31 protein-coding genes are annotated in these 26,159 nt (G+C 73.8%); 16 read left to right on the top strand and 15 right to left on the bottom strand.

What is annotated here, in order from left to right; translation table 11 throughout:
* Positions 1-83 precede the first annotated feature (83 nt).
* The gene (locus AC07A6_RS21115; RefSeq protein WP_478778080.1) at positions 84-830 is read right to left on the bottom strand and encodes a class I SAM-dependent methyltransferase; all 747 of its coding nucleotides are present in this window, start codon (positions 828-830) and stop codon (positions 84-86) included.
* A gap of 294 nt (positions 831-1,124) precedes the next feature.
* On the opposite strand from AC07A6_RS21115, the gene AC07A6_RS21110 reads away from it, so the two are divergent.
* Entirely contained in the window at positions 1,125-1,871 is a 747-nt protein-coding gene (locus AC07A6_RS21110) for a TetR/AcrR family transcriptional regulator (RefSeq protein ID WP_362470793.1), read from the top strand.
* Between the two features lie 59 nt (positions 1,872-1,930).
* On the opposite strand, the gene AC07A6_RS21105 is transcribed toward AC07A6_RS21110, so the two are convergent.
* Positions 1,931-3,001, bottom strand: coding sequence for an enoyl-CoA hydratase/isomerase family protein (locus tag AC07A6_RS21105; RefSeq protein ID WP_478778079.1), 1,071 nt, complete (start codon positions 2,999-3,001; stop codon positions 1,931-1,933).
* Between the two features lie 135 nt (positions 3,002-3,136).
* Positions 3,137-3,694 carry a DUF6434 domain-containing protein gene (locus tag AC07A6_RS21100; protein WP_478778078.1) on the bottom strand — a complete coding sequence of 186 codons (558 nt, stop codon included), beginning with the start codon at positions 3,692-3,694 and terminating at the stop codon, positions 3,137-3,139.
* 84 nt (positions 3,695-3,778) lie between these two features.
* Between AC07A6_RS21100 and AC07A6_RS21095 the strand changes: the two genes are divergently transcribed.
* Positions 3,779-4,366, top strand: a complete 588-nt coding sequence (locus AC07A6_RS21095) for a hydrolase (protein ID WP_362470802.1) — start codon at positions 3,779-3,781, stop codon at positions 4,364-4,366.
* On the opposite strand, the gene AC07A6_RS21090 is transcribed toward AC07A6_RS21095, so the two are convergent.
* Positions 4,338-4,793, bottom strand: a complete 456-nt coding sequence (locus tag AC07A6_RS21090) for an ATP-binding protein (protein WP_478778077.1) — start codon at positions 4,791-4,793, stop codon at positions 4,338-4,340. The two genes, AC07A6_RS21095 and AC07A6_RS21090, sit on opposite strands and share 29 nt — an antisense overlap.
* Before the next feature lie 15 nt (positions 4,794-4,808).
* Positions 4,809-5,174, bottom strand: coding sequence for an STAS domain-containing protein (locus AC07A6_RS21085; RefSeq protein WP_478778076.1), 366 nt, complete (start codon positions 5,172-5,174; stop codon positions 4,809-4,811).
* Between the two features lie 337 nt (positions 5,175-5,511).
* Between AC07A6_RS21085 and AC07A6_RS21080 the strand changes: the two genes are divergently transcribed.
* The 5 genes from AC07A6_RS21080 to AC07A6_RS21060 all read left to right on the top strand — a co-directional run bounded on the left by AC07A6_RS21080 (position 5,512) and on the right by AC07A6_RS21060 (position 10,761).
* Entirely contained in the window at positions 5,512-6,030 is a 519-nt protein-coding gene (locus AC07A6_RS21080) for a hypothetical protein (RefSeq protein WP_362470810.1), read from the top strand.
* A 103-nt stretch (positions 6,031-6,133) separates the two neighbouring features.
* Positions 6,134-6,979, top strand: coding sequence for a DUF4097 family beta strand repeat-containing protein (locus AC07A6_RS21075; protein ID WP_478778075.1), 846 nt, complete (start codon positions 6,134-6,136; stop codon positions 6,977-6,979).
* Positions 6,980-7,099: 120 nt separating this feature from the next.
* On the top strand, positions 7,100-8,095 hold the full coding sequence (locus AC07A6_RS21070) for an ATP-binding cassette domain-containing protein (RefSeq protein WP_478778074.1): 996 nt from the start codon (positions 7,100-7,102) through the stop codon (positions 8,093-8,095).
* Positions 8,092-8,883, top strand: coding sequence for an ABC transporter permease (locus AC07A6_RS21065; RefSeq protein ID WP_362467317.1), 792 nt, complete (start codon positions 8,092-8,094; stop codon positions 8,881-8,883). Before AC07A6_RS21070 ends, AC07A6_RS21065 begins: the two co-directional genes overlap by 4 nt.
* Before the next feature lie 408 nt (positions 8,884-9,291).
* The gene (locus AC07A6_RS21060) at positions 9,292-10,761 is read left to right on the top strand and encodes an amino acid permease (protein WP_478778073.1); all 1,470 of its coding nucleotides are present in this window, start codon (positions 9,292-9,294) and stop codon (positions 10,759-10,761) included.
* Positions 10,762-10,900: 139 nt separating this feature from the next.
* Here the strand turns inward: AC07A6_RS21060 and AC07A6_RS21055 are convergent, their stop codons facing one another.
* From AC07A6_RS21055 to AC07A6_RS21045, 3 genes are all read right to left on the bottom strand, one after another.
* Positions 10,901-12,013 carry a carboxylate-amine ligase gene (locus tag AC07A6_RS21055; protein ID WP_478778072.1) on the bottom strand — a complete coding sequence of 371 codons (1,113 nt, stop codon included), beginning with the start codon at positions 12,011-12,013 and terminating at the stop codon, positions 10,901-10,903.
* Positions 12,001-12,198, bottom strand: a complete 198-nt coding sequence (locus AC07A6_RS21050; protein ID WP_478778071.1) for a hypothetical protein — start codon at positions 12,196-12,198, stop codon at positions 12,001-12,003. Before AC07A6_RS21050 ends, AC07A6_RS21055 begins: the two co-directional genes overlap by 13 nt.
* A gap of 111 nt (positions 12,199-12,309) precedes the next feature.
* Positions 12,310-12,633 carry a plasmid stabilization protein gene (locus tag AC07A6_RS21045; RefSeq protein ID WP_362467313.1) on the bottom strand — a complete coding sequence of 108 codons (324 nt, stop codon included), beginning with the start codon at positions 12,631-12,633 and terminating at the stop codon, positions 12,310-12,312.
* 220 nt (positions 12,634-12,853) lie between these two features.
* Between AC07A6_RS21045 and AC07A6_RS21040 the strand changes: the two genes are divergently transcribed.
* Genes AC07A6_RS21040 through AC07A6_RS21025 form a run of 4 tightly spaced genes read left to right on the top strand, consistent with a single transcriptional unit; the run spans position 12,854 to position 15,625 of the window.
* A complete protein-coding gene (locus AC07A6_RS21040; protein ID WP_362467312.1) occupies positions 12,854-13,516 on the top strand; it encodes a nucleotidyltransferase family protein in 663 nt (220 codons plus the stop codon).
* Positions 13,513-13,767 carry a hypothetical protein gene (locus AC07A6_RS21035; RefSeq protein WP_478778070.1) on the top strand — a complete coding sequence of 85 codons (255 nt, stop codon included), beginning with the start codon at positions 13,513-13,515 and terminating at the stop codon, positions 13,765-13,767. Before AC07A6_RS21040 ends, AC07A6_RS21035 begins: the two co-directional genes overlap by 4 nt.
* Positions 13,764-14,606 carry a metallophosphoesterase family protein gene (locus tag AC07A6_RS21030; protein WP_478778069.1) on the top strand — a complete coding sequence of 281 codons (843 nt, stop codon included), beginning with the start codon at positions 13,764-13,766 and terminating at the stop codon, positions 14,604-14,606. The genes AC07A6_RS21035 and AC07A6_RS21030 overlap by 4 nt, the downstream gene beginning before the upstream one ends.
* Positions 14,603-15,625: a glutathione S-transferase family protein gene (locus AC07A6_RS21025; protein ID WP_362467309.1), complete on the top strand. Its 1,023-nt coding sequence runs from the start codon at positions 14,603-14,605 to the stop codon at positions 15,623-15,625. Before AC07A6_RS21030 ends, AC07A6_RS21025 begins: the two co-directional genes overlap by 4 nt.
* A gap of 34 nt (positions 15,626-15,659) precedes the next feature.
* On the opposite strand, the gene AC07A6_RS21020 is transcribed toward AC07A6_RS21025, so the two are convergent.
* The gene (locus AC07A6_RS21020) at positions 15,660-16,166 is read right to left on the bottom strand and encodes a hemerythrin domain-containing protein (protein ID WP_362467308.1); all 507 of its coding nucleotides are present in this window, start codon (positions 16,164-16,166) and stop codon (positions 15,660-15,662) included.
* Positions 16,167-16,356: 190 nt separating this feature from the next.
* On the opposite strand from AC07A6_RS21020, the gene AC07A6_RS21015 reads away from it, so the two are divergent.
* Positions 16,357-16,902 carry a type 1 glutamine amidotransferase domain-containing protein gene (locus tag AC07A6_RS21015; protein ID WP_362467307.1) on the top strand — a complete coding sequence of 182 codons (546 nt, stop codon included), beginning with the start codon at positions 16,357-16,359 and terminating at the stop codon, positions 16,900-16,902.
* A gap of 88 nt (positions 16,903-16,990) precedes the next feature.
* Here the strand turns inward: AC07A6_RS21015 and AC07A6_RS21010 are convergent, their stop codons facing one another.
* Positions 16,991-17,146 carry a hydrophobic protein gene (locus tag AC07A6_RS21010; RefSeq protein WP_478778068.1) on the bottom strand — a complete coding sequence of 52 codons (156 nt, stop codon included), beginning with the start codon at positions 17,144-17,146 and terminating at the stop codon, positions 16,991-16,993.
* A gap of 504 nt (positions 17,147-17,650) precedes the next feature.
* Between AC07A6_RS21010 and AC07A6_RS21005 the strand changes: the two genes are divergently transcribed.
* Entirely contained in the window at positions 17,651-17,968 is a 318-nt protein-coding gene (locus tag AC07A6_RS21005) for an STAS domain-containing protein (protein WP_478778067.1), read from the top strand.
* A gap of 22 nt (positions 17,969-17,990) precedes the next feature.
* Here AC07A6_RS21005 and AC07A6_RS21000 read toward each other — a convergent pair whose 3' ends face one another.
* The 3 genes from AC07A6_RS21000 to AC07A6_RS20990 all read right to left on the bottom strand — a co-directional run bounded on the left by AC07A6_RS21000 (position 17,991) and on the right by AC07A6_RS20990 (position 20,797).
* The gene (locus AC07A6_RS21000) at positions 17,991-18,419 is read right to left on the bottom strand and encodes an ATP-binding protein (RefSeq protein ID WP_362467304.1); all 429 of its coding nucleotides are present in this window, start codon (positions 18,417-18,419) and stop codon (positions 17,991-17,993) included.
* A gap of 217 nt (positions 18,420-18,636) precedes the next feature.
* Positions 18,637-19,554: a C40 family peptidase gene (locus tag AC07A6_RS20995; protein ID WP_478778066.1), complete on the bottom strand. Its 918-nt coding sequence runs from the start codon at positions 19,552-19,554 to the stop codon at positions 18,637-18,639.
* A 34-nt stretch (positions 19,555-19,588) separates the two neighbouring features.
* Positions 19,589-20,797, bottom strand: coding sequence for an SPFH domain-containing protein (locus tag AC07A6_RS20990; protein ID WP_478778065.1), 1,209 nt, complete (start codon positions 20,795-20,797; stop codon positions 19,589-19,591).
* 387 nt (positions 20,798-21,184) lie between these two features.
* Here AC07A6_RS20990 and AC07A6_RS20985 point away from each other — a divergent pair, with 387 nt between their 5' ends.
* From AC07A6_RS20985 to AC07A6_RS20975, 3 genes are all read left to right on the top strand, one after another.
* The gene (locus tag AC07A6_RS20985) at positions 21,185-22,438 is read left to right on the top strand and encodes a molybdopterin-dependent oxidoreductase (protein WP_478778105.1); all 1,254 of its coding nucleotides are present in this window, start codon (positions 21,185-21,187) and stop codon (positions 22,436-22,438) included.
* Positions 22,435-22,950, top strand: a complete 516-nt coding sequence (locus tag AC07A6_RS20980; RefSeq protein WP_478778064.1) for a hypothetical protein — start codon at positions 22,435-22,437, stop codon at positions 22,948-22,950. Before AC07A6_RS20985 ends, AC07A6_RS20980 begins: the two co-directional genes overlap by 4 nt.
* A 108-nt stretch (positions 22,951-23,058) precedes the next feature.
* Positions 23,059-24,132: an NAD-dependent epimerase/dehydratase family protein gene (locus tag AC07A6_RS20975; protein ID WP_478778063.1), complete on the top strand. Its 1,074-nt coding sequence runs from the start codon at positions 23,059-23,061 to the stop codon at positions 24,130-24,132.
* 21 nt (positions 24,133-24,153) lie between these two features.
* Here AC07A6_RS20975 and AC07A6_RS20970 read toward each other — a convergent pair whose 3' ends face one another.
* Positions 24,154-25,263, bottom strand: a complete 1,110-nt coding sequence (locus AC07A6_RS20970) for a sensor histidine kinase (protein WP_362467299.1) — start codon at positions 25,261-25,263, stop codon at positions 24,154-24,156.
* Positions 25,256-26,056, bottom strand: coding sequence for a response regulator transcription factor (locus AC07A6_RS20965; RefSeq protein WP_478778062.1), 801 nt, complete (start codon positions 26,054-26,056; stop codon positions 25,256-25,258). The genes AC07A6_RS20970 and AC07A6_RS20965 overlap by 8 nt, the downstream gene beginning before the upstream one ends.
* Positions 26,057-26,159: the final 103 nt, after the last annotated feature.

Raw genomic sequence — 26,159 nt, 5'->3', positions numbered from 1 at the left:
ATCCCGGCCAACAGTGCGGCCTGAAGGGGGCGTTGTACAAGCCCGGCCGCGTCACTTCCCGGTCTCCGGACCGCGCCCGGGCGCTACCGGCGGGCCGGCTCCGGGCGCCGGAACAGGGCCGTCCAGAGGAAGGGTTCGCCGAAGAGCGGTGACGCGGCGTCCTCGTCGCGCATCCGGCGCAGTTCGGTCTCCTCCAGGCCGGAGAAGATCAGGCGCAGCGACTCGGGGGTGTAGGCGAGGCCGCCGCCGAGGCCGCCCTGCCGGTAGAGCTCGGCGTCGGGGAGTTCGCAGCCCATGGCGCCGGAGGCGAAGCAGGTGAGGGCGAAGTGGCCGCCGGGGGCGAGGACGCGGTCCAGGAGGGCCAGGTAGCTGACGCGCCGGTGGGGCGGCAGGTGGTGGAAGCAGCCGGAGTCGTACACCAGGTCGTAGGGGCCGGTCAGTTCGGCGGTGGTGAGCCGGAAGGCGTCGCCCCGGTGGAAGCGGACGCCCGTGGCGCCGGTCTCGCGGGCGCGCTCCTCGGCCCAGGCGACGGCCGTCGGCGACAGGTCGACGGCGTCGACCTCGAAGCCGAGGGAGGCGAGGTGGAGGGCGTTGCGGCCGGGTCCGCAGCCGAGGTCGAGGGCGCGGCCGGGGCGGATCAGCCCCCTCTCCGCGTACGAGACGAGGTTCTCGTCGGGCTTCGCCACGAAGAAGGGAACGGGCTTGGAGCGGTCGGCGTAGAAGCCGTCCCACCAGGAGGCGCCGCCATCGGTCCAGCGGTCGGCGTCCTGCGCGAACAGCCCGTCCAGGAGGTCCAGTACGTCTTCCGTCGAGCGTATGGTGCGGTCCATCAACTCCCCTTCGGTCAGGGGGAGATCATATCCCGGCGGGGGTACGTAATCCCAGGTCGGAGGCGGTGCGGGAGGGTCGCGGGCGGGTGCGTGGAGGCCTGCGGGGAGGGGACCCTCCCCCGCCCGTCCCGGCCGGGGCGCGCGGCCGCCGCAGCGGCCCCTGAGGGCCACCTCGGGGCCGCTCAGGGGCGGGCCGGGCCCGCTTTCCGAACCGGTTCCAACGGGTTCCAGCGGATTCCACGCGCAGGTGTACGCATGATGCGTACACTGTTCGCACCGGGTTAGGCTGGGGGCATGTCCTCTTCAGAGCAGCAGACCCTCGCCCCGGTGCCCTCCGTGTGGACCAGGCCGCGGCGACAGAAGGAACAGCCCGCGCTCAGCCAGGAGCAGATCGTCGCCGCCGCCGTGCGCCTCCTGGACGCCGAGGGCATCGAGGCGCTCAGCATGCGCAAGCTCGGCGCGGAGATGGGCACCGCCGCCACCTCGCTCTACAGACACGTGACCAACAAGGACGAGCTGATCGAGCTGGTCGTGGACGAGGTCTACGGCGAGCTGGAACTCCCCGCGGCCGACAGCCCCGGGGAGAAGTGGCGCGAGGCCCTGGCGCAGTGCGGCCACAGCCTGCGGGCGATGGTGCTGCGCCACCCCTGGGTGGCCTCGGTCCTCGGCCAGGTCGGACTGGCGCACCTGGGGCCGAACCTGATCCGGATGTCGGAGCGGCTGCTGGGCCTGTCCGTGTCGGCGGGGTTCCCGGCGGGCGAGGCCGACCTCGCGGTGAAGGCCGTGATCTCCTACGTCATCGGCGCCACCACCAGCGAGGCCTCCTACCTCTCGCTCCTCGCCCGCAGCGGGAAGACCGAGAAGGAGTGGCTGGAGTCGCTGCTGCCCGCCGCCGAGGCGGCCCTGGAGGACCACCCCGTCGTGAAGGACCACGCCTACTCCCGGCACGTCCAGGACCCGGCGCGGCTGCGGGACGAGAACTTCGACTACGGGCTCCAGCGGGTCCTCGACGGCCTCGCGGTCCGGCTCGGCCGGGACTGACGCGGGAGGCCGGGCGTCCCGGGCCGCGGGGAGCGGTCCGGGCCGCCCGGCGACCCGGATCAGCCGCGGCCGGCCCCGGACTGCGGGAAGGTCAGCTCGCGGCCCTCGCCGAGCGGGGCGAAGTGCCGGTCCACCGAGGCCTGGCGGACCTGGAAGAGCGCGGCCGGGGACCAGCGCGGGCGGCGGTCCTTGTCGATCACCTGGGCCCGGATGCCCTCCACCAGGTCGGGCGTCGACAGGGCGGCGGCGGAGACCCGGTACTCCTGCTCCAGCACCCGCTCCAGCGAGTCCAGTCCGCGCGCGCGGCGCAATGCGGCAAGGGTGACCTTGAGCGAGGTCGGCGACTTGGCGTGCAGGAGCTGGGAGGCGTCCCGCGCGGCCGCCAGGCCCGTCTCCAGCAGCCGCTTGTGGATCTCCTCCACGGTGTCGGCGGCGTAGCAGTGGTCGATCCACTCCCGGTCGGCGGCGAGCGGAGCCTCGGGGGTGGTGCCCTGGAACTTGGGCAGCACCTCGGCGACGGGCCCCCTGGTGAGCTCCCAGGTGAACTCCTCCAGCCAGCCGGAGGGCAGGTAGTGGTCGGCGAGGCCGCACAGCAGGGCGTCGCCCGCGCCGACGGCCGTGCCGGTCAGGGCCAGGTGCGTGCCGAGCTCGCCCGGGGCGCGGGAGAGCAGGTAGGTGCCGCCGACGTCGGGGACGAAGCCGATCCCGGTCTCGGGCATGGCCACCCGGGACCGCTCGGTGACGATGCGGACGCCGCCGTGGGCCGAGAGCCCGACGCCCCCGCCCATCACGATCCCGTCCATGAGGGCCACGTACGGCTTGGAGTAGCGGGCGATGCGGGCGTTGAGCCGGTACTCGTCCCGCCAGAAGTCGAGGGAGCCGGTGGTGCCCGCCTTCGCGTCGGCGTGGATGGCCCGGATGTCCCCGCCCGCGCACAGGCCGCGCTCCCCCGCGCCGCGCAGGAGGACCTGGCTCACGGCGGGATCGTCCTCCCAGGCCGTCAGGACTTCCCCGATCCTCAGCACCATGGGGTGGGTGAGGGCGTTGAGGGCCTGGGGGCGGTTGAGGGTGATCAGCCCCGTACAGCCGTCGGTCTCGATCAGAACGGTGTCTTCGGTCACGTCGGTCACGTCGGTCAGTATGTCCCCTGCCCCGCCCCATGAAGATCGTTTCTGGTGGACTTGTCAAGTCTGACCGGATTCGGGATGAACCAGGTCTGTACCAGAGGTGCGCGGGGCCGGTGGGGCGCACCGCCCGGCCGCGCGTCAGCCGCGGGGGCGGGCCCGGTGTTCGCGCCAGGCGGCGAGGGCCTGGTCGCGGGTGCCGTCCGGGTGGCCGGCGTGCCAGTCGCGCAGGAACCGGTTGAACTCGAACTGGGCGCCGACCTCCTGGGGTTCGGCGGCCCGCTGCCGGGTGGCGTGCCAGTGGGCGACAGCCTCGGCGAGGGTGCGGCCCGCGCCCTGGGCGACGTACTCCCGCATGAAGGCGTCGAAGTGGAAGCCCGGCCCGATCTCCCGGAGGAAGAACTCCCGGAGCACCTGGCTGCACCGCTGCCCCTCGGGGATCACGCTGGCCCCGTCGACGGGCGCCTTCAGCTGGCGCCCGCCGCGCCGGGCGGCCGGCGCGGGGGCCGGGACGGCGCGCCCGTCCAGCGCGGCGGCGAGCCGCTCCGTGAGGGCGGCCTTGCCGCCGCGCGCGGGAACGCCCGCCCGCCGGGCGAGCCCGGTCAGCTCCTCCAGCGTCCAGTACCAACGCAGCAGCTCGGCCCCGGACAGCTCCGGGGTCGGCTCGGGCCGCCCCTCCCCCACGCGATTCGCACTCATGTTCCCATCCTAGGGTCGGCGACACGGCCGGCCCGTGCCGGGACACGCGTGCAACCACGCCCCGCCTTTCCTACGGTCGTCCCCATGGACACCCCCGCCTCCCCTCCGGCCCTCGACGCCGGCACCGCGCTCGTGCTCATCGACCTCCAGCAGGGCATCCTCGCCCTGCCCACCGCCCGGCCCGCCGACGAGATCCTGCGCAACGGCATCGCACTCGCCGAGGCCTTCCGCGCGCACAAGCTGCCGGTCGTCCTGGTGAACGTCGCCTGGTCGCCCGACGGCTGCGACCTGCCCACCACCGACGTCGACCGCCCCGGCCCGGCCACCGCCCCGCCGGCCGCCTTCTCCGAGATCCCGGCCGAGCTGGCCGCCCTGGGGGACGTGACGGTCACCAAACGCCACTGGGGCGCCTTCACCGGCACCGAGCTGGACCTCCAGCTGCGCCGGCGCGGGATCCACAAGATCGTTCTGGCGGGCATCTCGACGAGCATCGGCGTCGAGTCCACCGCCCGCACCGCCTGGGAGCACAGCTACGGCCTGGTCTTCGCCGAGGACGCGACCGCCGACCTGGACGCCGGCTCGCACGCCCACACCTTCGGCAAGATCTTCCCCCGGATCGGCCGGGTCAGCTCCACCCGAGAGATCATCGCGGCCCTGGACTCGCTCCGCTGAGGGCGGCCGGGTACGCCACCTCCACCCAGACGCACTTGCCGGCCGCCCCGGGCCTGGTACCCCAGGACCGGGCCAGCCGGTCCACGATCACCAGCCCGTGCCCGCCCGGCTGCCGGGGGTCCCTCCCCTCCCCCGACGGGGCCGGCGGCGCCGGGTTGGAGTCGGTGACCTCGATCCGCAGCCGCTCGTCCGTACAGTCCAGGACCAGGACCCCGGGCCCGCCGCCGTGCAGGCAGGCGTTGGCCACCACCTCCGACACCAGCAGCAGGACGTCCTCCACCGCCTCCCGCGCCGCCGGACTGCGCACCGGCAGCCACTGCCACGCGGTCAGCGCCCGCCGGGTGAAGTCACGGCTGCGCAGGACCGGGTCGGCCATCCCTTCGAGAACCAGGAGCCAGTTGCGTTCGGCGGGGCCTCGCTGCTCCACGGCTCTCGCCCCCTCTCATCGGCCCGGGTTCGCGCCCAGGGCCCGCGTGACATCGGCGTGGACCGGGAAGACCCCGTCCGCGCCGGTGATGCGGAACATCCTGGCGACCGGCCCGGTCAGACCGGCCAGCTCCAGGCTGCCGCCGGCCTCCTGGACGGCGAGGCGGCCGTGGAGCAGGGCGTTGAGACCCGTCGAGTCGCAGAACCGCAGTCCCGCCATGTCGACCAGCAGCCGGCCGCCCTGGTGGACGGCCGCGTCCAGGGCCTCCTTCAGGGGACCCGCCGTGTCATGGTCCAGCTCACCGCCGAGGGTGAGCAGTACAACCCCGTCCACCGCCCGCACCGCGACGGTGAACCGCTTGTCGTCCGCTCCGGAGACCATCCGGCATCACCTTCCGTCAGCTGCCCCCTACGCCTTCCCCCGGCCCGACGCTATATGCGGCGGCGCCGCACTCCTCGGGACTCTCGGGGAACGCGGCGGGCTTTCCCCCGGGCGGCCCGGTCCGCGGCCGGCGCTTCGGCGGCGCCACTGGATGGCACCGGGTGGCGCCACATGGCACCACCCGGCGTCACCCAAGACGCGGAGACGCCACCTCCGACCCCGCCTTCCGCCGACCTGCCGCACATTTCCGCAGGTCAGAGCCCATGGCGCCAGACCAGGCACCATGCGGCGCCATCGACGCTTGCGCATGGCGCCACAGTGGTGCCATGATGGCGTCATGGACCTCACGCCGTATATCGACTCCCTCCGCCGCGAACTGGCGGTGGCCGCCGAAGCCGGCGGCGACGACGCCCGCGAGCTGGCCGAGAGGCTCACCGCTCCCCTGGAGTCGGCGACCCGGCTGACCATGCTCAACGTGCTGTCCGCCGCGATGGACGAGATCACCCGCGAGCTCGCCCCCGGCTCAGTCGACGTACGGCTGCGCGGTCTGGACCCCGACTTCGTGGTGACGCTGCCGGCCGCCGGCGGCATCCCGGCACCCCAGCCGGGCGTGCCGGCCGAACCGCTCGCCGCCCCGGCCCCGGCCGACGGCGACGAGGGCGGCACCGCCCGCGTCAACCTGCGCCTGCCGGCCCACCTCAAGGCCCGCGCCGAGGAGGCCGCGAACCGCGAGGGGACGTCGGTCAACGCCTGGCTGGTGCGGGCGGTGTCGGCGGCGGTCGAGGGCGGCACCCGGCCGCGCACGGCGGACCGGATCCAGACCATCGGCCAGAGCGTCACGGGCTGGGTCCGCTAGCCGGGCCCGCGCGCACCACCGCACCGGCACGACCTCACACCGGCACACCGGCACCACTCCACCCCAAGCCCCAAGACCCAAGACCCAAGAGGACGGGACAGCCATGCCTTCTTTCGACACCCCCGAACCGATCTCGGTCACGGCGCACGTCGAGGCCGGCTCCATCCGCTTCACCGCGGGCGACCGCCGCGACACGGTCGTCGAGGTGCTCCCCCGCGCCCCGGAGAAGGACCGGGACGTACGGGCCGCCGAGCAGACCGAGGTCTCGTACGCCAACGGCACCCTGACCGTCAGGACGCCGAAGCACCGCAACTCGCTGCGCCGCCCCGGCACCGTCGACGTGACCATCGGGCTGCCCGCGGGCTCGGACGTCGACCTGACCGGCGCCTGGGCCCAGGTGCTCGGCGAGGGCCGGCTCGGCGAGGTCCGGGTGAAGACCTCGACGGGCGACGTCCGGCTCGACGCGACCGGGCCGCTGCGGCTGACCGCTTCGCACGGCTCGATCACCGTGGACCGCGTGGTGGGCCCGGCCGAGATCACCACCAGCTCCGGCAGCATGCGCGTCGGCCTCGTGGACGGTCCCGGCGTGCTCAAGAACTCGCACGGCAGCACGACCGTCGGCGCGGCGACCGGCGAGCTGCGGGTGAGCGGCGCCCACGGCGACATCGACGTCCGGCACGCCGAGGGCTCGGTCACCGCCACCACCGCCCACGGCGCCCTGCGGATCGGCGAGGTGGCACGGGGCACCGTCGACCTGGAGACCGGCTACGGAACCATCGAGGTCGGTGTGCGCGAGGGCACGGCCGCCTGGCTCGACGTCAACTCCGGCTCCGGCCAGGTCCGCAACATGCTCACCGCCACCGGCGCCCCGGAGGACACCGAGGACACGGTCAGGATCCGGGCCCGCACCCGGCACGGCAACATCGACGTCCTGCGCGCCAAGGCCTGACCCGGCCGCCGGGCGGCCCCGTCCGGGCCGCCCGGCCGCCCCTCCCCCAACACCTCCAGCGCCTCCAACGACTTCAGCCACTCCAGCCTTCGAACGGAGGGCCCCATGTCTTCTTCTGTCATGCCCACGTCAATCCCTGCCCCGACCCGGGAACAGCCCGCCGCGGTCCGCGCCGTGGGCCTGCGCAAGTCGTACGGCGACAAGACCGTCCTCGACGGGGTCGACCTGCACATCCCCGCCGGCTGCGTCTTCGCGCTGCTCGGACCGAACGGCGCCGGCAAGACCACCGCCGTGAAGATCCTCTCCACCCTCGTCACCGCCGACGGCGGGCAGGCGCACGTCGGGGGCCACGACGTCGCCGCCGCCCCGGACGGGGTGCGCGCCGCGATCGGCGTGACCGGGCAGTTCTCCGCCGTCGACGGGCTCATCACGGGCGAGGAGAACATGCTCCTGATGGCCGACCTGCACCACCTGCCCAAGCCCGAGGGCCGGCGCGTGGCCGCCGAGCTGCTGGAGCGCTTCGACCTGACCGCGGCGGCGAAGAAGCCCGCCTCCACCTACTCCGGCGGCATGAAGCGCCGCCTCGACATCGCCATGACCCTGGTCGGCGGCCCGCGGATCATCTTCCTCGACGAGCCCACCACCGGCCTGGACCCGCGCTCGCGCCACGCCATGTGGCAGATCGTCCGCGAGCTGGTCGCCGGCGGGGTCACCGTCCTCCTCACCACCCAGTACCTGGAGGAGGCCGACGAACTCGCCGACCGCGTCGCCGTGCTCAACGGAGGCAGGATCGTCGCCGAGGGCACCCCCGAGGAGCTGAAGCGGCTGGTCCCCGGCGGGCACGTCCGGCTCCGGTTCTCCGACCCGGCGGCCTACCGCTCGGCCGCCGCCGCCCTGGACGGGGCCGCGCGGGACGACGAGGCGCTGTCCCTGCGGATCCCCAGCGACGGCAGCCAGCGCGAGCTGCGCTCCGTACTCGACTGGCTGGACGCCACCGGCGTCGAGGCGGACGAGCTGACCGTGCACACACCCGACCTGGACGACGTGTTCTTCGCCCTGACCGGCGGCCGCGTCACCGGGACCCAGCCCGCCCCTGCCCAGGAGGACGTCCGATGAGCTCCCTCTCCCCCGCCCTGCGCGACTCGTCCACGATGCTGCGGCGCAACCTGCTGCACGCCCGCCGCTACCCGTCCCTGACCCTGAACCTGCTGCTCACCCCGGTCGTCCTGCTGCTGCTGTTCGTCTACGTGTTCGGCGACGTGATGAGCGCGGGCATCGGGGGCGGCGGCGCCGACCGCGCCGACTACATCGCGTACCTGGTCCCGGGCCTGCTGCTGATGACCATCGGCAGCACCACGATCGGCACCGCGGTGTCCGTCTCCAACGACATGAGCGAGGGCATCATCGCCCGCTTCCGCACGATGGCGATCCACCGCGGGTCCGTCCTGGTCGGGCACGTCGTCGGCAGCGTGCTCCAGGCGGTCGTCAGCGTGGTGCTCGTCGGCGCCGTCGGCGTGGCCATCGGGTTCCGCTCGACGGACGCCACGGTGCTGGAGTGGCTCGCGGCGTTCGGACTGCTCGCGCTCTTCGCCCTGGCGCTCACCTGGATCGCGGTCGGGATGGGCATGGTCAGCCCGAACGCCGAGGCCGCCAGCAACAACGCCCTGCCGCTGATCTTCCTGCCGCTGATCTCCAGCGCGTTCGTCCCGGTCCACGCGATGCCCGGCTGGTTCCAGCCGGTCGCCGAGTACCAGCCCTTCACCCCGGCCATCGAGACCCTGCGCGGGCTGCTGCTCGGAACGGAGATCGGGAACAACTGGTGGATCGCCCTGCTCTGGTGCCTGGGCCTGACCGTCCTCGGCTACCGCTGGTCGAAGGCGGTGTACGACCGCGACGCCGGGTGACCGTCAGGACCGCTTCCGGCCCCTCCGTCCCCGCGGAGGGGCTTCGGCGTTCACGCTGTGTGATCGTCGCGGCGCCGGGGCGGGACGGTGGTGGCACGCGTTGCCTCGATGTCATTGTGCGTTCGCTCAGCGGAGGCTCAGATCCGGATAACGATGACATCACTGCGCAAGGGTCTTTGGGCCTGGTCACGGGCGAATGGCCGATTTGCCGGTGATGTTCGCCACGGCCGGGCGCCGGGCACCGTGGTACATCTTCTCGACCGCCTGCCGGACCACCCACGTCCGGACAGGGGCGCTGAAGTCGGCCGACCGCCGGCATGCAACTCCATCAGCATCCGGGGGATCGGAACCCGATCCGCGGCCGAGCACGGCTGCGGATCGGCATGGAGCGGAAAGGCGCACCAGAGCATGACCTCGACGCAGGTCGAACAGCACCACGGCGACGACAACGCCACCACGGGCACCACGCCCGAGGAGGGCTACGAGCGCGGCCTCGGCAGCCGCCAGGTCCAGATGATCGCCATCGGCGGCGCCATCGGCGTCGGCCTCTTCCTGGGAGCCGGCGCGAACATCGCCAAGGCCGGACCCAGCCTCATCCTCATGTACGCCCTCGCCGGCGTCATCGTCTTCTTCATCATGCGAGCGCTCGGCGAGCTGCTCCTGTACCGCCCCGTATCGGGTTCCTTCGCGGAGTACGCCCGCGAGTTCCTCAGCCCGTTCTTCGGGTTCGTGACGGGCTGGACGTACTGGCTCATGTGGGTGGTCACCGGCATGGCCGAGCTGACCGCCGCGGCCATCTACGTGCACTTCTGGTTCCCGGACGTCCCCCAGTGGGTGACCGCCCTGGTCTTCCTGGTGGTCCTGTACGTCGCCAACCTCATCTCGGTGAAGATCTTCGGCGAGATCGAGTTCTGGTTCTCGATGGTCAAGGTCACGGCCCTGATCGGCATGATCGTGATCGGCATCGGCGTGGTCACCTTCGGCTTCAGCCAGGCCGGTGACACCGCCGCCGTGTCCAACCTCTGGGCCTTCGACGGCATCTTCCCCAAGGGCGTCGGCTCCAGCCTGATGACCCTGCAGGGCGTCATGTTCGCCTACCTCGCCGTCGAGCTCGTCGGTGTCACGGCGGGCGAGTCCGAGAACCCGGAGAAGACCCTCCCCAAGGCCATCAACACCCTGCCCTGGCGCATCATCGTCTTCTACGTCGGTGCGCTCAGCGTGATCCTGATGGTCGTCAAGTGGACCGAGTTCCAGCCCGGTGTCAGCCCGTTCGTGGCGGCCTTCGCCAAGATCGGCATCCCGGCCGGTGCGGCGATCGTCAACTTCGTGGTGCTGACCGCGGCCCTGTCGTCCTGCAACTCCGGCATGTACTCCACCGGCCGCATGCTGCGCGACCTCGCCGCGAACTCCGAGGCCCCCAAGCTGCTGGGCAAGCTGAGCTCCACCAAGACCCCGGCCGTGGCCATCACCCTCTCCACCGCCCTCATGGGCATCGGCGTGGTCCTGAACTACGTCGTCCCGGAGAAGGCCTTCGGCTACGTCACCTCGGTGGCGACCGCGGCCGGCATCTGGACCTGGCTGATGATCCTGGTCAGCCACATCCGCTACCGCCGCGCGGTGGACGCGGGCAAGCTGCCCGCCTCCTCCTTCCCGGCGCCGGGCGGCACCATCTGCAGCTGGATCGCCGTGGCCTTCCTGCTGCTGGTCACCGTGATGATCGCCATCGACCCCGACAGCCGCGTCTCCCTCTACGTGGGCGCCGGCTGGGCGGTCTGCCTGGCCATCGGCTGGGCCGTGCTGAAGTCGCGCAACCCGCAGGTCGCGGCGCGTGCGGCGGGCGAGGCCGACGAGGCACTGGAGCCCGCGCCCCGGTCCTGACCGCTGACCGCACTCCCCCGAAGGGGGCGTGCCGGCCCCTCCCCCGGCCGGTACGCCCCCTTCGGCGTGCCCGGGACCCGGACCGGGACCTGGACCTGGACCGGGACCTGGACCTGGACCTGGACCGGGCGGGTCCGGTTCAGGCGGCTTCGACGGCCATGCTGCCGGTGACGGCGTCCAGGCTGTCGACGACCGCCGCCAGGCTGCCCGTCGCCGCGTAGACGGCCCGCTGGCGGCGGGCGCCGGTGCCCCGCCGGCACGTCCCGGCCCACAGGGCCCGCACGGCATCCAGGTCGCCGGCCCGCTCCAGCCCCGGGGCCGCCCGCTCCACCAGCCGGTCGACGAGCAGCCGGCCGGGCGCCCGCCCGCCGGTCCACACGTCCAGGCCGGGGCCGTCGATCCCGTGCCGGGCGGCCAGCCGGTGGGCGGCGCGCAGCACCCGCTCGGGCGGTTCGGGCGGCGGTACTCCCGCGTCCGCCTCTTCGAGCAGGACCGCCGCGAGGCCGCGTACGAGGAGGGCCGTCAGGACGACGGTGTCGAGGTCGGCGTTGACGTCGGCGATGCGGATCTCCAGCGTCGGTACGTGCTCGGAGGGGCGGGCGTGCCAGTAGACCATCCGGCGGTCGAGCAGCACCCCCGCGCTGACCAGGCCGTCCACGTATTCGAGGTACTGGCGCTCGTCGACCAGGGGCGGCGGCCCCACGGTCGGCCAGCCGGAGTAGGCGACCGAGCGCCAGCTGTCGAGGCCGGTGTCGCGGCCGCAGACGAAGGGGGAGTTCCCGGTGATCGACTGGAGCACCGGCAGCCAGGGCCGCATCTGGTTCGCCAGCGCGAGCGCCCGCCCCCGGTCCAGGCAGCCGACGTGCACGTGGCAGCCGCATACGAGGCGGTAGGGCCCCACGAGCCCGGCGAACCGGCTCGCCATCAGGCGGTAGCGGGGGTTGTCGGTGATGGTGAGCGGCTCCCGCGGCGGGACGACGGGGCTCCCCGAGGCCACCGCGAGGCAGCGGGCCCGCTCGGCGGCCTCCGCGACGGAGCAGCGCAGCCGCAGCAGCTGCCGGCGCAGGTCCTCGCGGTCGGCGGCGGGCAGGGTGCAGACCTCCACCTGGGTGTTGTAGAACTCGGCCTGGACCTGATCGCCCAGCTCCGCCGCGAGCTCTCCGATCACCTCCGGAGCCCGGTTCACCGGCGCCCTGCTGTCGCGGTCGACGAGGTGGAACTCCTCCTCCACCCCCATGGTCAGAACGTCCATCGGGTCCTCCTTGCCGAGTGCCCGGCACCTACCCGGCGGCCGTGCCGCCATGCGGGGCGCGGCCACGAGGACACGTCCACGCCGTCGCGGGCCTCCGCGGCCGTGTTCACCTCCATCATGCGCGGGGTCGCGTGCGCCGGGTCCCGGTGGACGCGGGCCACGGCGTCGAGGGCCACCTCCAGCATCTCGCCGTGGTGCGGGCGCCACAATCCGGAGTCGGCGTCGACGCGGACGACCGGGACCTCCCGCCCGCGGGCGGGAGGTCCCGGTTGCTGCCCGCCTCCCGGGGGCGGGTTTCAGTAGCCCAGTGCGCGTTCGAGTTCGGCCTTGTCCATGGAGGAACGGCCGTGCAGGTTGCGGCGCTTGGCCTCCGCGTAGAGCTGGTCGTACGTGGGGCCCCGCGCCCCGCTGTGGGAGTGCAGCCCGCCGCGCCGGGAGGAGGAGATGTCGTCGAGCGAGCTCCTGCTTGCGGTCTTGGACTCGCCCGCGCGGGCGCGTTCCTTGTTCACGGTGCGCGCCGCGATCTCCTTGGCCCGCTTGGGGCTCTCGCCGCGTTCCTCCGCGCTCTCCTTGATGTGTTCGTACTGCCGTTCACGCTTGGGACTGGAACCTCGGGGCATGGTGACTCCTCTGCCGGGACGGGACCGGCACGGTGAGCCCGCTGCGCGGCCGTGCCGGGATGCGGTGGAGCGGGATCCGGAGAGTGGATGCATGCGGCGCGCCTACCCGGCGCGCCCGTCCGCACTCCTTGTGCCCCGGGGGTTTCGACGGGGCCGGACGGGTTAGGCGGGGGCCATGCCCGACCGTGACACCGTGCGGGTGGAACCAGGGAGGCGCACCGTGACCGCTCGTACCTCCTCCGCCGCCGGTGGCGGCGCCCCGGCGGACGGCCTGACCGTGCCCGCACCGGCCGAGGGGGCGCTGCCCAAGGACCACACGCAGGCGATCCTGGAGACGACCAAGCTGGTGGCGGCCCTGCTGAAACGGTCGGGGCCGCCCTTCGCCCTCGCCGGCAGCGTGGCCGCCTTCGCCCATGGCCTGCCGGCCCGCTTCCAGCACGACACGGACTTCTGCGTGCGCCCCGAGGACGCCGACCAGGCCGTCAAGGCGCTGGAGGACGGCGGCATCGCCATGCGCCGGGCCCCGGAGGACTGGCTGGTCAAGGGCCGCTCGGGCGGGGAGGAGATCGACCTGATCTTCGAACTGGCCCGGCGTCCGGTCGGCACGGAGCTGCTGGAGCGGGCGGGCGTCAAGGCGGTGGACTCGGTGTGGATGCCCGTCCTCTCCCCCACCGACCTGATGGACAGCCGCCTCGCCGCGCTGTGCGAGCACTACTGCGACTTCGGCGACCTGCTGCCCATGGCCCGCATGCTGCGCGAGCAGATCGACTGGGACCGGCTGGAGCGCGACCACCGGGCGCTGCCGCTGCCCGACGCCTTCTTCCACCTGCTCGAACGGCTCCGCGTCATCGACCGCGCCGACGTGACGGGAGAAGGAACATGACCTCCACCGGCATCATCGAGTACCGCATCGCGCACCTGCGCGAGCGGCTGGCCCGCGAGGAGCTGGCGGAGCTGGGCGTCCGGGTCGAGCTGCACGGCTCCCGCGCCGTGGTCCGCGGCTGCGTCGGCGACGAGGAGCGCAAGGCGGCCGTGCTGCGGATCGCCGGCGAGGAACTGGCGGGCCACGACTGGTACGAGGACATCACCCTGAACCGGGCCCGGCCGCCCGACCACGCCGAGGAGCTGTCGTGATCCGCGTCGCCGCCGTCGGGGACATCCACCTCGGGCCTGGCAGCGCCGGGCTGCTGCGGCCCGCATTCGACACCCTGGGCGGCTGCGCCGACCTGCTGCTCCTCGCCGGCGACCTGACCCGGCACGGCACCCCCGAGGAGGCACGGGTGGTGGCCGCCGAGGCCGCCGGGCTGCCGGTGCCCGTGGTCGCGGTGCTCGGCAACCACGACTACCAGAGCGACCGCCAGGAGGCCGTCGCCGACGAGCTCCGCGCGGCGGGCCTGTACGTACTGGAGGGCGACGGCGTCCTCCTCGACCTCGGCGGCACCCCCGTGGGGGTCGCCGGGACCAAGGGATTCTGCGGGGGATTCGCCGGCCGCAGCGGCAGCGAGTTCGGCGAACCGGAGATGAAGTCCTTCATCCGCTGCACCCGTGCCAGCGCGGAGGCCCTCGGGCGGGCCCTGCGCGAGCTGCGCGAGGCCGGCAGCGCGCTGCGCATCGCGCTCACCCACTACTCCCCGGTGCCGGACACCCTGGCGGGCGAGCCCCGGGAGATCTACCCCTTCCTCGGCAGCTACCTCCTCGCGGAGGCGATGGACGAGGAGGGCGCCGACCTCGCCGTCCACGGGCACGCCCACCTGGGCACCGAGCACGGCATGACGGCGGGCGGGGTCCAGGTCCGCAACGTGGCCATGCCCGTCATCGGGCAGGCGTTCTCGGTATACCACCTCTCCCCCGACGGCGCCGCGGCCCGCACGGTGGCGGTGGACCCGGGCGGGCCGGTGCTCGCCGAGAAGGCCGGCCGGCGCCGGAGCGCCGCGCGTTCGCCGGGGCACCCCGCGGGCAGGAGCACGGCGTGAACTACGTGAAACCCGGCCAGGGGTACGAGCGCGACAGCCGCTACCTCACGACGCGGATCACCGCCGACGGGCGCGAGGGGTTCCCCGTGCGGCCGGGGCGCTACCGCCTCGTCGTCAGCCGGGCCTGTCCGTGGGCGAGCCGGGCGGTGGTCGTGCGGCGGCTGCTCGGTCTGGAGCGGGCCCTGCCGATGGCCGTCGCCGGCCCGGTCCACGACGACGACAGCTGGACCTTCGACCTCGATCCGGGCGGCCGGGACCCCGTGCTCGGCATCGAGCGCCTCAAGGAGGCCTACCTGGCGCGGGAGCCCGGCTACGACCGCGGCATCACGGTCCCCGCGATCGTCGACGTCCCGACCGGCGCGGTGGTCACGAACGACTTCCCGCAGATCACGATCGACATGTCGCTGGAGTGGACGCCCCACCACCGCCCGGGCGCGCCCGAGCTGTACCCGGCCGCCTTGCGGCCGGACATCGACGCGGTGAACGAGGTGGTCTACCGGGACGTGAACAACGGCGTGTACCGGGCCGGGTTCGCCGGTTCCCAGGAGACCTACGACGAGGCGTACGAGCGGCTGTTCGCCCGGCTCGACTGGCTCTCCGACCGGCTCGCACGCTCCCGCTACCTGGTCGGCGACACCATCACCGAGGCCGACGTACGGCTGTTCACCACGCTCGTCCGCTTCGACGCCGTGTACCACGGGCACTTCAAGTGCAACCGGAACAAGCTCGCGGAGATGCCGGTGCTGTGGGGCTACGCGCGGGACCTGTTCCAGACCCCCGGTTTCGGCGACACCGTCGACTTCGACCACATCAAGCGGCACTACCACCTGGTGCACTCCGACATCAATCCCACCGGCATCGTGCCGGCCGGGCCCGAGCCGGAGACCTGGCTCGCCCCGCACGACCGGGCCGGCCTCGGCGGCCGGCCCTTCGGGGACGGCACCCCGCCGGGGCCGCTGCCCCGCTCGGAGCGGGTGGCGGCGGGCCACAACCCCCTCCCGGGGGCGGGCCCGCCGTAGCGGCCCACCGGTCCGCGGTTCACCGGTCCGCTGTTCACCGGTTCACGACGGCCCGGACGTTGCCGATGCTGCCGCAGTCCGACTCCAGCTGCCTCTCGCGCTCCTTCAGGAACGCGGCGCCCAGCTCGGCCCTGCGCTCGTCCGGGACGTTCTCGCGGGCGCCGTTGAGGATGGTCCGCTCCTCCTCGTCCACGTGGTGGGAGACGGCCTCCACCAGGTCCTCCAGCTTGGAGTCCCAGTCCTCGGAGCCGACTTCGTCCACCTCCAGGAGGGCGAGCAGCGCCTTGTTGCCCTCCTCGTGCTCCTCCACGCCGTGCTCCACCTCTTCGTCGTCGACGTTCCGGAAGCGCTTGAGCGCACTGTAGACCTCCGCCTCCTCCGCCTCGCCGTGGGCGATGAGCAGCGCGGAGAAGTCCTCCAGCGCTCCCGCGCGGTCGTCCTCGACGCTGCGCATCCGGCGGAACATCTCCTCCATGGTCCGGTGGTCCTCCAGGATCACCGCGACGACGTCCTGTTCCCTGCGGTCCGCGGACTGGGACATGGCTCTTCCTCCTCGATCGGGTCCCCCCGTCGTGTGGCGCGTGCTCGTTCGCGGCCGGTTGAAACCTGCCCCGGCGGCCGGCGGCCGGCCGTCGGCCACCGCCCCGCGGAAGCGGCTGCTTGGGCGGCGCGTGTCCGGGCAGGCGGGTGAGGTACGCCCGATCCGGACGGAGCACGAGGAGGTGGATTCGGTGCGCATCGCCTTTCTGACCGCGCCCGAAGGCGTCGAGGAAGTGGAACTGACCGCGCCGTGGAAGGCGGTCCAGGGGGCCGGCTGGAACCCGCAGCTGGTCTCGACGGAGGCCGGACAGGTGCAGGCGTTCGACCACTTCGACAGGGCCGGCCGGTTCACCGTCGACCACGTCCTCGCCGGGGACACCTCCGACGCCTTCGACGCGCTGGTCCTGCCCGGCGGGGTGGCCAATCCCGACGCCCTGCGGACGGTCGAGCGGGCCGTCGGCTTCACCAGGAGCTTCTTCACCTCGGGCAAGCCGGTCGCCGCGATCTGCCACGCCCCGTGGACCCTCGTCGAGGCCGACGTCGTACGCGGCCGGACCCTGACCTCGTGGCCGAGCCTGGCCACCGACATCCGCAACGCCGGCGGCACCTGGGTGGACGAGCCGGTACGGGTCTGCCGGGCGGGGCCGTCCACGCTGGTCACCAGCCGCGAGCCGGACGACCTGGACGTCTTCTGCGCCGCCGTGCTGCGTGAGTTCGACCGGGCGGCGCAGGCCTGAGGACCGGCCCGGTGTCACCCGGACGGCGGTGGCGACGCCCGGGGGCCCGCCGTGTCCGGCGGGCCCCCGGGCCTCGGCCTCCGGTGCCCTACCACCGGTACCAGCGCCCGCCGCTGCCGCGGGCGGCGAAGCCCACGAGCCAGAGCACCAGCACCACGAGGGCGATCCACCAGAGCAGCTTCACGGCGAAACCGGCGCCGAAGAGCAGCAGAATCAGCAGCAGGACGAGAAGGAGCGGAACCATGACCCACCTCCGGAGCAGGACGGCCGGGAAGGGACGCCCGGGGGCCGGGCGCCCGCAGGGAGCGCCTGCCCCCGGCCTCCGGCTCCATGCGCGGGTCCGGTCCGCCGCAGGAGAGGTGAGTGCCGTGACGCATCCGACCCCGCCACCGCCCGAAGGCCCCGAACCGGTCCCGTCCGGCCCCGATCCGGTCCCCCGCGACCCGCGGCCGAAGGACCCCCCGGACCGCCCTTCCGGCCCCCCGGACGGCAACCCCGAGGAGCCGGTGCCGGAACCGCCCGACTGACCGCGCAGGCGTAGGGTCGCCGGGGCGGGGCAGAAGCACGTCGACCAGCCTGGTCTGGTGGGAGACCCCACGCCACCACATGGCCACCGTCCGTGGCCGACGGAAGGTGCGGGTGGTCTCGCTCGGCTTTGTGCGGCCCGGTGCCGCGCGCTTGACGGCCTCCTCCGCCCCGTTCGGGAGCCGACCGTGATGGGCTCCGATCCGAACGGCGGATTCCGACCGTGAACGCCTTCGACGTCGACGTCACCGTGCGCCCGGACGGTGCCGCGGTGACCGTGACGGTGGCGGGGGAACTCGACCTCGCCGCCTGTCCCCGCGTGACCCGGGCCACCGACGGGATCCCGCTGGCGGGCCGGACGCTCGTCCTGAAGCTGTCGGCCCTCACCTTCATGGACCCGAGCGGCCTCAACGTGCTGCTCGGCCTGCGCGAACGCGCCCGGGCCGAGGGCGGCGCCCTCGCCCTGGCCGGCGTTCCCGACCAGGCACGGAAGGTGCTCGACCTCACCGGTACCGGTGACCTGTTCCCCTTCCGCCCCTGACCGTCCACCGGCCCCGGGCGCGTCAGCCCGGGCCGTGCAGGCGGGGGATGCGGGCGTGGACGGTCTTGCCGCCCTCCGGCGTCGGCCGGACGTCCAGCTGCGAACTCAGCCGCCGCACGAGCGGCCAGCCGTAGCCGCCGGTCGCTCCGCTCGGGTCGGCAGGGCGCCGGCGGGGTGGGGTGGGGCTGGAGTCGGTGACGTCGATGTCCAGGCCGTCGGCCGACCAGCCGACGCCGAACCCGCACGGGCCGGAGGCGTACTTCACCGCGTTGGTCACCAGCTCGCTGGCGACGAGCAGCGCGGCGTCCCGCACCTCCGCGGGCACCGGACGCCCCTCGGCACCGGCTTCGTCCACCAGACGGCGGACCTCCTCACGGGCCCGGGCCGGCGCACCGTCTCCCTGGCACTGGCAGTGCCGCCGTACCGGGCGGGACGGAGCGGAGTCCGACATGCTCGATCACCTCAGCCCGTATGGCGCTCGCGTCCCCCGCAGGGGCACCTTCCCCGAATGTCCGTGCCGTATTCCGCCGCCGTCCGCTACCGTCCGCAACTGTCCGTGACGAACTTGTAGCCCGCTCCCCGCACCGTGACGAACAGTTCAGCGGAAGGCCCGTCGAGAAGGCGGCGCCGGTGCCGGCGGAACCGTAGTCACCGTCCGTTCACGGCCGCTAGCGGATCCGGCCGTACATGTTCGGGGTGTAGGAGCTGAAGGAGGAGATCCGGACGTTCTTGCCGGGCCTGGGGGCCTCCAGGTACCGGCCGTCCCCCAGGTAGACCGCGACGTGGTGGATCCCGGAGGCCCGGCCGTTGTCCGACCAGAACACCAGGTCGCCGCGGCGCAGTTCGGAGCGGGAGATCGGGGTGGTGGCCCGGTACTGGTCGTCCGCGACGCGCGGGAGGCTGATCCCGGCGCTCCGGTACGCGGCCTGTACCAGGCCCGAACAGTCCCAGCCGTGCGGCCCGTTGCCGCCCCAGACGTACGGGTCGCCCAGGTGGTTCATCGCGAAGGCGATGGCCGCTTCGGTGCCGTACCGGACGGGCGTGCCGGCGCCGCCCGGGCGCCCGGAGCCGTCGGAACCGTCGGAACCGCCGTCGGCCGGGCGGGCCGCGCCGCCCCCGCCCGTGTAGCGCTCGTACTTGTCCTTGTGGCCGGTCCACCACCAGGACCCGCCGCGCTGGTACCAGTACACCCGGTCCACCGGGTCCCAGCCCTGGCGGCCGCGGAACACCGGTTCCGAGGTCCGCGGGCCACCGGAACCGCCGGCCTGCTTCTGGCTGCCGCCCGACTTCCCGGACCTGGCGAGGTACTTGTCGTAGTGCGAGGTCCAGCGCCACCAGCCCGTGTCGTCCTGGTACCAGTACTTGGAGCCGTCCCAGCCGGCGTGGCTCGGTGCGGGCTCGGCGGAGGCGGTGCCGGCCGCGGTGCCGGTCAGCACCGCCGCGCCGACCGCGGCGACCACGGCTCCGCGGACGGTGCAGCGCCGCCGTCCGGCGGGGGCCGCCGCGCCGGGCGCCGTACGGGCGCAGGCCGGGCACGCGCAGTGCTCCGGGATCTCCTCGGTGAATTCAGGGGTGCGCAGGGGCAAGGCGGGTTCCTTTCGGGGCGGGGATGGTCTCGGCTCAGCGGCCGAGGTCCGCGGCGCTGCCGCGTGAGGTGTAGAAGGCGACCGTCAAGTCCTTCACGAGCGCCTTGCGTTCGTAGTCGTCGAGGCCGACGAGCCCCCGGTCCGTCATGCGGTGCACGGCGTCGTCGACGGCGTCGATGACGGAGGTGAGCACGGAGTCCCGGTGGCGGGCGTCGATCGCGGCGACGCGGCGGCGCTGCATGGCCCCGGCCACTTCAGGGGCGTACGCGACCTGCAGCGGGCGGACGGAGAACACCTCGATGCCCACGGCCCGGCACTCGGCGGCCAGCACCCGGGTGAGCGCGTCGCCGACGGCATCCGCGTCGCGCAGGCTCCCGGAGGGCTCGGGGAGGGCCTCGTCGAAGGGGTCGGCGGGCATCCGCGAGAAGACGCGGGCGGCGCTCGACTCGACCTGTTCGCGGAGGTAGGCGAGGTGGTCGTCGACGGCGAGCAGGGCCCGGGCGGTGTCCTTGACCCGCCACACGACCAGGACCACGGCGTGCAGCGCGGTGCCCTCCGCGTCCACCACGGACAGGGGTTCGCTGCGCCAGTGCCGCAGCCGTACGTCGGCCCTGAGGTGCCGGGGGAAGGGCGAGGACCACAGGAGGCCGGTACGGCGGACCGTGCCGCGGTAGCGGCCGAACAGGACCTGCACACGGGCCTGTCCGGCCCGGCCGCACCGCAGGCCGGCGACGGCGAGGAAGGCGGCGAGGAGGCACCCGGCCACGGCGGCCGTCGGCCAGGACTCCGGTGCGATCCGGGTCGGCAGCTCCCGGGTCCGGGCCAGCCAGCCGGCCGTCGCGGCGGCCGCCACCAGGACCGTCAGGGCCCACCAGCCCGAGCAGACGCGGGCCGGTCGCTCGGCGAGTCCCGGATCGAGGACGGCGGGAAGCGGCCGGCCGCCGCCCGCCGGACGGGACGGGGCCTCCGGCTCCGCCGGTCGCGGACCGCGTCCCGGGGCCGCCTGCCCCCGGGACGGCCCCGGAGGCGGACCACTGCCCAGAACGGGCTGTTCCAGGGTCCGGGGCTCGTGCTCCTCGTCCCGGAACAGCGGCTCCAGCACGAGGGGATCCCGGTAGGGGCGCACGACCGCGACCGGCACGGGCGGGGACACCCGCGCGGGCGCGGGGGCGGGAACCGGCACCGGCGCGGGGTCCCGTACGCCGTCCTCTCCCCCGCCGCCGGGTTCCGGCACGTTCGACATGGGCACCCCAGAAGTTCGAATCGATCATGAACGGATCGATCCTCACGCGGCCCGAGGGCCTCCACCGCCCGCAAAGGTCCTGAAGGAAGGAGCCCTTGGTCCTGTTCCGCACTGTCCGGCGGGGCGGATGCCCGGGCCCTGGCTTCCGAGTGGTGCGGTGTGCTCGGGCTGGCGTGTCACTGACCGGCCGCGTTTTCGCTGGGGCATGTTCTCCTCAGCGGCTGATGTCGATGCGCCCGCCATGCGGGAACGTGCGGAGGTTTCCCAGTGGACTCAAGCGACGGCGAGCGGGAACCGCAAGAAGAGGACACGGGCTCCGCAAGACCCCCCTCGGGCGATTCCGGGTCCACGCCGCTGGAGCGGATCCGCGCCGCCTGGGCGGCCGCCGTGCCCCCGGGGCCGCCGCCGGGGCCGACGCGTCCGGGGTTCTGGCGCAGCCCGCTGAGGGGGCCGTGGCTGACCTCGGTGTTCGGCCTGGTCCTGCTCTTCGGCATCACGATCCTGTTCGTGACGGGCCTGTTGTCGTACGCCGCGTACAACCCGGACCTCGCGCGGGTCAACGACCAGACTCCCGGCAAGGGGTGGCTGGGCTTCTACCTGTTCTCGTGGCCGACCTCGCCGACCTGGCTCTACCGCCTCACGCAGGGCGTTCACGTCACGCTCGGGGTGGTGCTGGTCCCCGTGCTGCTGGCGAAGCTGTGGTCGGTGATCCCGAAACTGTTCGAGTGGCCCCCGGTGCGGTCACCGGGTCACGGCATCGAGCGGCTGTCGCTGCTCCTGCTGGTGGGCGGGGCCGGTTTCGAGTTCGTCACCGGCATCCTCAACGTACAGCTGCACTACGTCTTCCCGGGCTCCTTCTACACCCTGCACTTCTACGGGGCCTGGGTGTTCATCGGCGCCTTCGTCGTCCACGTCGCCTGCCGGCTGCCCCGGGCCCTGCGTGCCGTCCGGGCCCGGACCGGGGATCCGGCACCCGGTACCGAGGAGGCGGCGGGGCTCGTCACGCCGCGTCCGTCGGCGCCGACCATCTCTCGGCGCGGCGCGCTGGCCATGGTCGGTGCCGGCTCGCTCGCCCTGCTGGTGGTGACCGCCGGGCAGAGCATCGGGGGCTGGTTCCGGCGGACCGCGCTCCTCGCACCGCACGGCGAAGACCCCGGTTCCGGGCCGAACGGCTTCCAGATCAACAAGACCGCCGGCTCGGTCGGCATCCGGGCCGACGACATCGGGCCGGCCTGGCGCCTCACCGTGCGCGGGGCGGGCCGGCAGGTCGACCTGACCTACGGCCGGCTCCTCGCCATGCCGCAGCACGAGGCCGCACTGCCCATCGCCTGCGTCGAGGGCTGGTCCACCCCCGACCAGCAGTGGAGCGGGGTCCGCCTCACCGACCTGGCCGCCCTCGTCGGGCTCGGGACCGACACCCCGCAGGTCCTGGTGAACTCGCTCCAGCGGGGCGGTTCCTTCTCCTCTGCCGTACTGCGCGACAACCAGGTCCGCGACCCCCGGTCCCTGCTGGCCGTGCGCGTGAACGGAGCCGTCCTCTCCGCCGACCACGGCTACCCGGCCCGGATCATCGCCGCCGGCGCCCCCGGCGTCCACAACACCAAATGGGTCACCCGCCTCACGTTCGGAGAGCCGGGATGAGCGGCGCGAGCGCCTTCCGCCGCCGCTACGGCGCCCCTCCCCTCCACCTGCTCCTCGTACTCGCCTCCTTCGCCCTGGCCCTCTACGCGGGCCTGCGCCTCCTCGAAGGCGACACCCCGGGTGTGGCCGTGTGGTTCGTCGGAGCCGCCCTCCTGCACGATCTGGTGCTGCTCCCGCTGTACTCCGTGACCGACCGGGCGCTCCAGCTGGTCTTCGCCCGCGGAACGGGTTCCACGCGTCCGCTGCCCCGGGCGAGCGTCAACTACGTCCGGGTACCCGCCTTCGTCGCCGGCGTCCTCCTCCTGGTCTGGTGGCCGCTGGTGCTCCGCCAGGTCGGCCACTACACCGCGGCCACCGCGCTCCCGGCGGACGGCTTCCTCGCCCGCTGGCTGCTGATCACCGCCGCCCTCTTCACCGCCTCCGCCGTCACCCTGCTCGTCCGGACCCGGCACGCGGGCCGGGCGGCTCGGCGACGGGATGCCCGGGAGCGGGCGCGCAAGGCCGCGAGGTGAAGGCCCGGCCGACCGCCCCCGTCCGCGGCGCCGCGGCGTGTGACGGAAGTCTTACGTGCGGGCGTGGGAGGCCCCTCGGGGAGTTTCCCGCTGCGTAACGTCGCGGGTATGCGCGTACTCGTCACCGGAGGGGCCGGGTTCATCGGCTCCCACATCGTCACCGCCCTCAGGGACCGCGGGCACGAGCCCGTGGTCCTCGACGCCCTGCTGCCCGCCGCCCATCCCGGCACGCCCCCGCTGCCCGACGCGGAGTTCGTCCGGGCCGACGTACGGGACGCCGACGCGGTACGGGCCGCGCTGCGCGGGGTCCGCGCCGTGTGCCACCAGGCGGCCATGGTCGGACTCGGGAAGGACTTCGCGGACGCCCCCGAGTACGTCGGCTGCAACGATCTCGGGACGGCCGTCCTGCTGGCGGAGATGGCAGCGGCGGGGGTCCGGGAACTCGTACTGGCCGGGTCGATGGTGGTCTACGGCGAGGGCCGGTACGAGTGCCCGCGCCACGGCGTGGTGCGCCCCGGGCCCCGGCGGACGGCGGACCTGACGGCCGGCCGGTTCGAGCCGCGCTGTCCCGGCTGCGGGGCCGAGCTGGCTCCGGGCCTGGTCGACGAGGACGCGCCGGCCGACCCGCGCAACGTGTACGCCACCACGAAGCTGGCGCAGGAGCACCTGGCCGCGGCCTGGGCCCGCTGCGTCGACGGCCGCGCGGTGGCGCTGCGCTACCACAACGTGTACGGGCCGGGCATGCCGCGCGACACCCCGTACGCCGGGGTCGCCTCCTTCTTCCGCTCCTCACTCGCCCGGGGAGAGGCCCCGCGCGTCTTCGAGGACGGCGCACAGCGCCGGGACTTCGTCCACGTCGCGGACGTGGCCGCGGCGAACGCGGTGGCACTGGACGCGGTCGGCACTCGGGCCGCGGGCACGCTGACCGCGTACAACACGGGCAGCGGGGAACCGCACACCGTGGGGGAGATGGCGACCGCGCTGGCTTCGGCGCACGGTGGACCCGCCCCGGTGGTGACGGGCGAGTTCCGCCTCGGCGACGTACGGCACATCACGGCCGACTCCAGCCGCCTGCGCGACGAGCTGGGCTGGCGCCCGCTGGTCGGGTTCTCGGCCGGAATGGCCGAGTTCGCCCGCGCGGACCAGCGCGCGTCGGCGAGCGCCGTCACCGAGCCCGCGTAGGGCGGCCTGGCGTAGGGCGGCCTAAGCGGGGGCCGGGAGGGTCAGTTCGAAACGGCAGCCGCCCGGCACGTTGTGGACGTCGGCACGGCCGGCGTGGGCCTCGACGATGCCCCGGACGATCGCCAGCCCCAGGCCCGCGCCGGACGGAGGCGTACGCGCCTGGGACCCCCTCCAGCCGGTGTCGAAGACGCGGGGCAGGTCCTCCTCCGGGATGCCTCCACAGGCGTCGGTGACCGACAGCACCACCGCGTCCGCACGGCGCTCGGCGGCGATCGCGACGGTACCGTCGGCCGGGGTGTGACGGATGGCGTTGACCAGGAGGTTGGACAGCACCCGGGTCATCTCCTTGCCGTCGACCTCCACCGGCAGGGGGGCCACGCCCGCGCCGGCCAGGCGCACGCCGTGTTCGCGGGCGAGGGCGTCCGTGCCCGCGAGCGCATCGCCGACCAGGTCGTAGAGGGACATCCGGGTGGGGCTGAGGGCGAGGGCGCCCGCGTGGATGCGGGACAGCTCGAACAGGTCGGTGACCATGGAGTTGAGGCGCTCCACCTCGGCGCGCATCTGCTGGTGGTAGCGGGCCGGATCGGCCACGATGCCGTCCTCCAGCGCCTCCGACATCGCGCGCAGCCCGGCCAGCGGAGTGCGCAGGTCGTGCGAGATCCAGGCCACGAGCTCCCGCCTGGAGGTCTCCAGTGCCCGCTCGCGTTCGCGTGAGGCCGCGAGGCGTTCGCTGGTGAGGGCCAGTTCGCGGCTCAGGGCCGCGAGTTCGGCGGGGGCCGGCACGGCGGGCGCCGTGAAGGCGCCGTCCTCCCCGAAGTCGCGTGCCGCGCCGACGAGTTCCCGGCAGCGCAGCACGACCTGCCGCCCCAGCAGCAGAGCGGTGCCCAGCGACACGGCGGCGGCCATCGCGACGACGGTGGTCACCACGGCGAGGTCGTGGGAGGACAGGAACATCGCCCAGGCCACGGAGAGGGTCCCGGCGAGCATCGCGGAGACGGCGACGGCGGCGACGACCGCGAGGGACACGGCGACGCTCCGCCGGCGCAGTGCCCGCAGCGCGACGGCGCCGAGCAGACCGGCGGCCGCCGCGCCGAGGAAGGCGTACAGGGCGATCAGCAGCAGGTCACGCACGGTCGGCCTCCGCCCGGGTCCCGGCCCCGGCCGTCGCCCGGCCGGACGGGTCCGGGCCCGCCTCGAAGCGGTATCCGGCGCCCCAGACCGTGCGGATCAGCTGCGGATCGGCCGGATCCTTCTCGATCTTGCTCCGCAGCCTGCGGACGTGCACGGTGACGGTGGACAGATCGCCGAAGTCCCAGCCCCAGACCTCGCGCATCAGCCGCTCCCGGTCGCAGACCTGCCCGGGGTGCCGGAGGAAGTAGACGAGGAGGTCGAACTCCCGCAGGGTGAGCGCGAGTTCCAGGCCGTCCCGCGTCACCCGGCGGGCGGCGGGGTCGGCCTCCAGGCCGGCCGCCGCGAGCCGGGGCTCGTCGGCCGGGGCTGCCACCGACGCCCGGCGCAGGACCGACCGCACGCGCAGGACCAGCTCGCGCGGGCTGAAGGGCTTGGTCACGTAGTCGTCCGCACCCACTTCGAGGCCCAGGATCCGGTCGTCCTCGTCGCCGCGTGCCGTGAGCATGACCACGGCGACGGAGCGCATGCCGCTCCGGTCCGCCCGCAGCCGGCGGCAGACCTCCAAGCCGTCCATGCCCGGCAGCATCAGGTCGAGGACGACGAGGTCGGGCCGGTACCGGGCAGCGGCTTCCAGCGCCGCGGGGCCGTCCGCGGCCCGGTGCACGGTGAACCCCGCCCGCTCCAGATAGCCGGCCACGACCTCCGAGACGGTCGGGTCGTCGTCCACCACCAGGACACGGCCCGTGACGTCGCCCGAGAGGGGGCCGCGGTCGATTGCGTTGCTGGATGCCATGCCTCCAGAGTGACACCGCACCACCCCCGTGTGGACCCGGGCCTGCCGCCATGCGGCGCGGTGTCCGCGTTTCGTAAGGTCTCCGGACACCCTTTCCCGCCGT

Source organism: Streptomyces sp. NPDC044002 (assembly GCF_056434525.1).
Note: the sequence above shows the minus strand (reverse complement) of the source record. Positions and strands in the feature narration are given on the sequence as shown.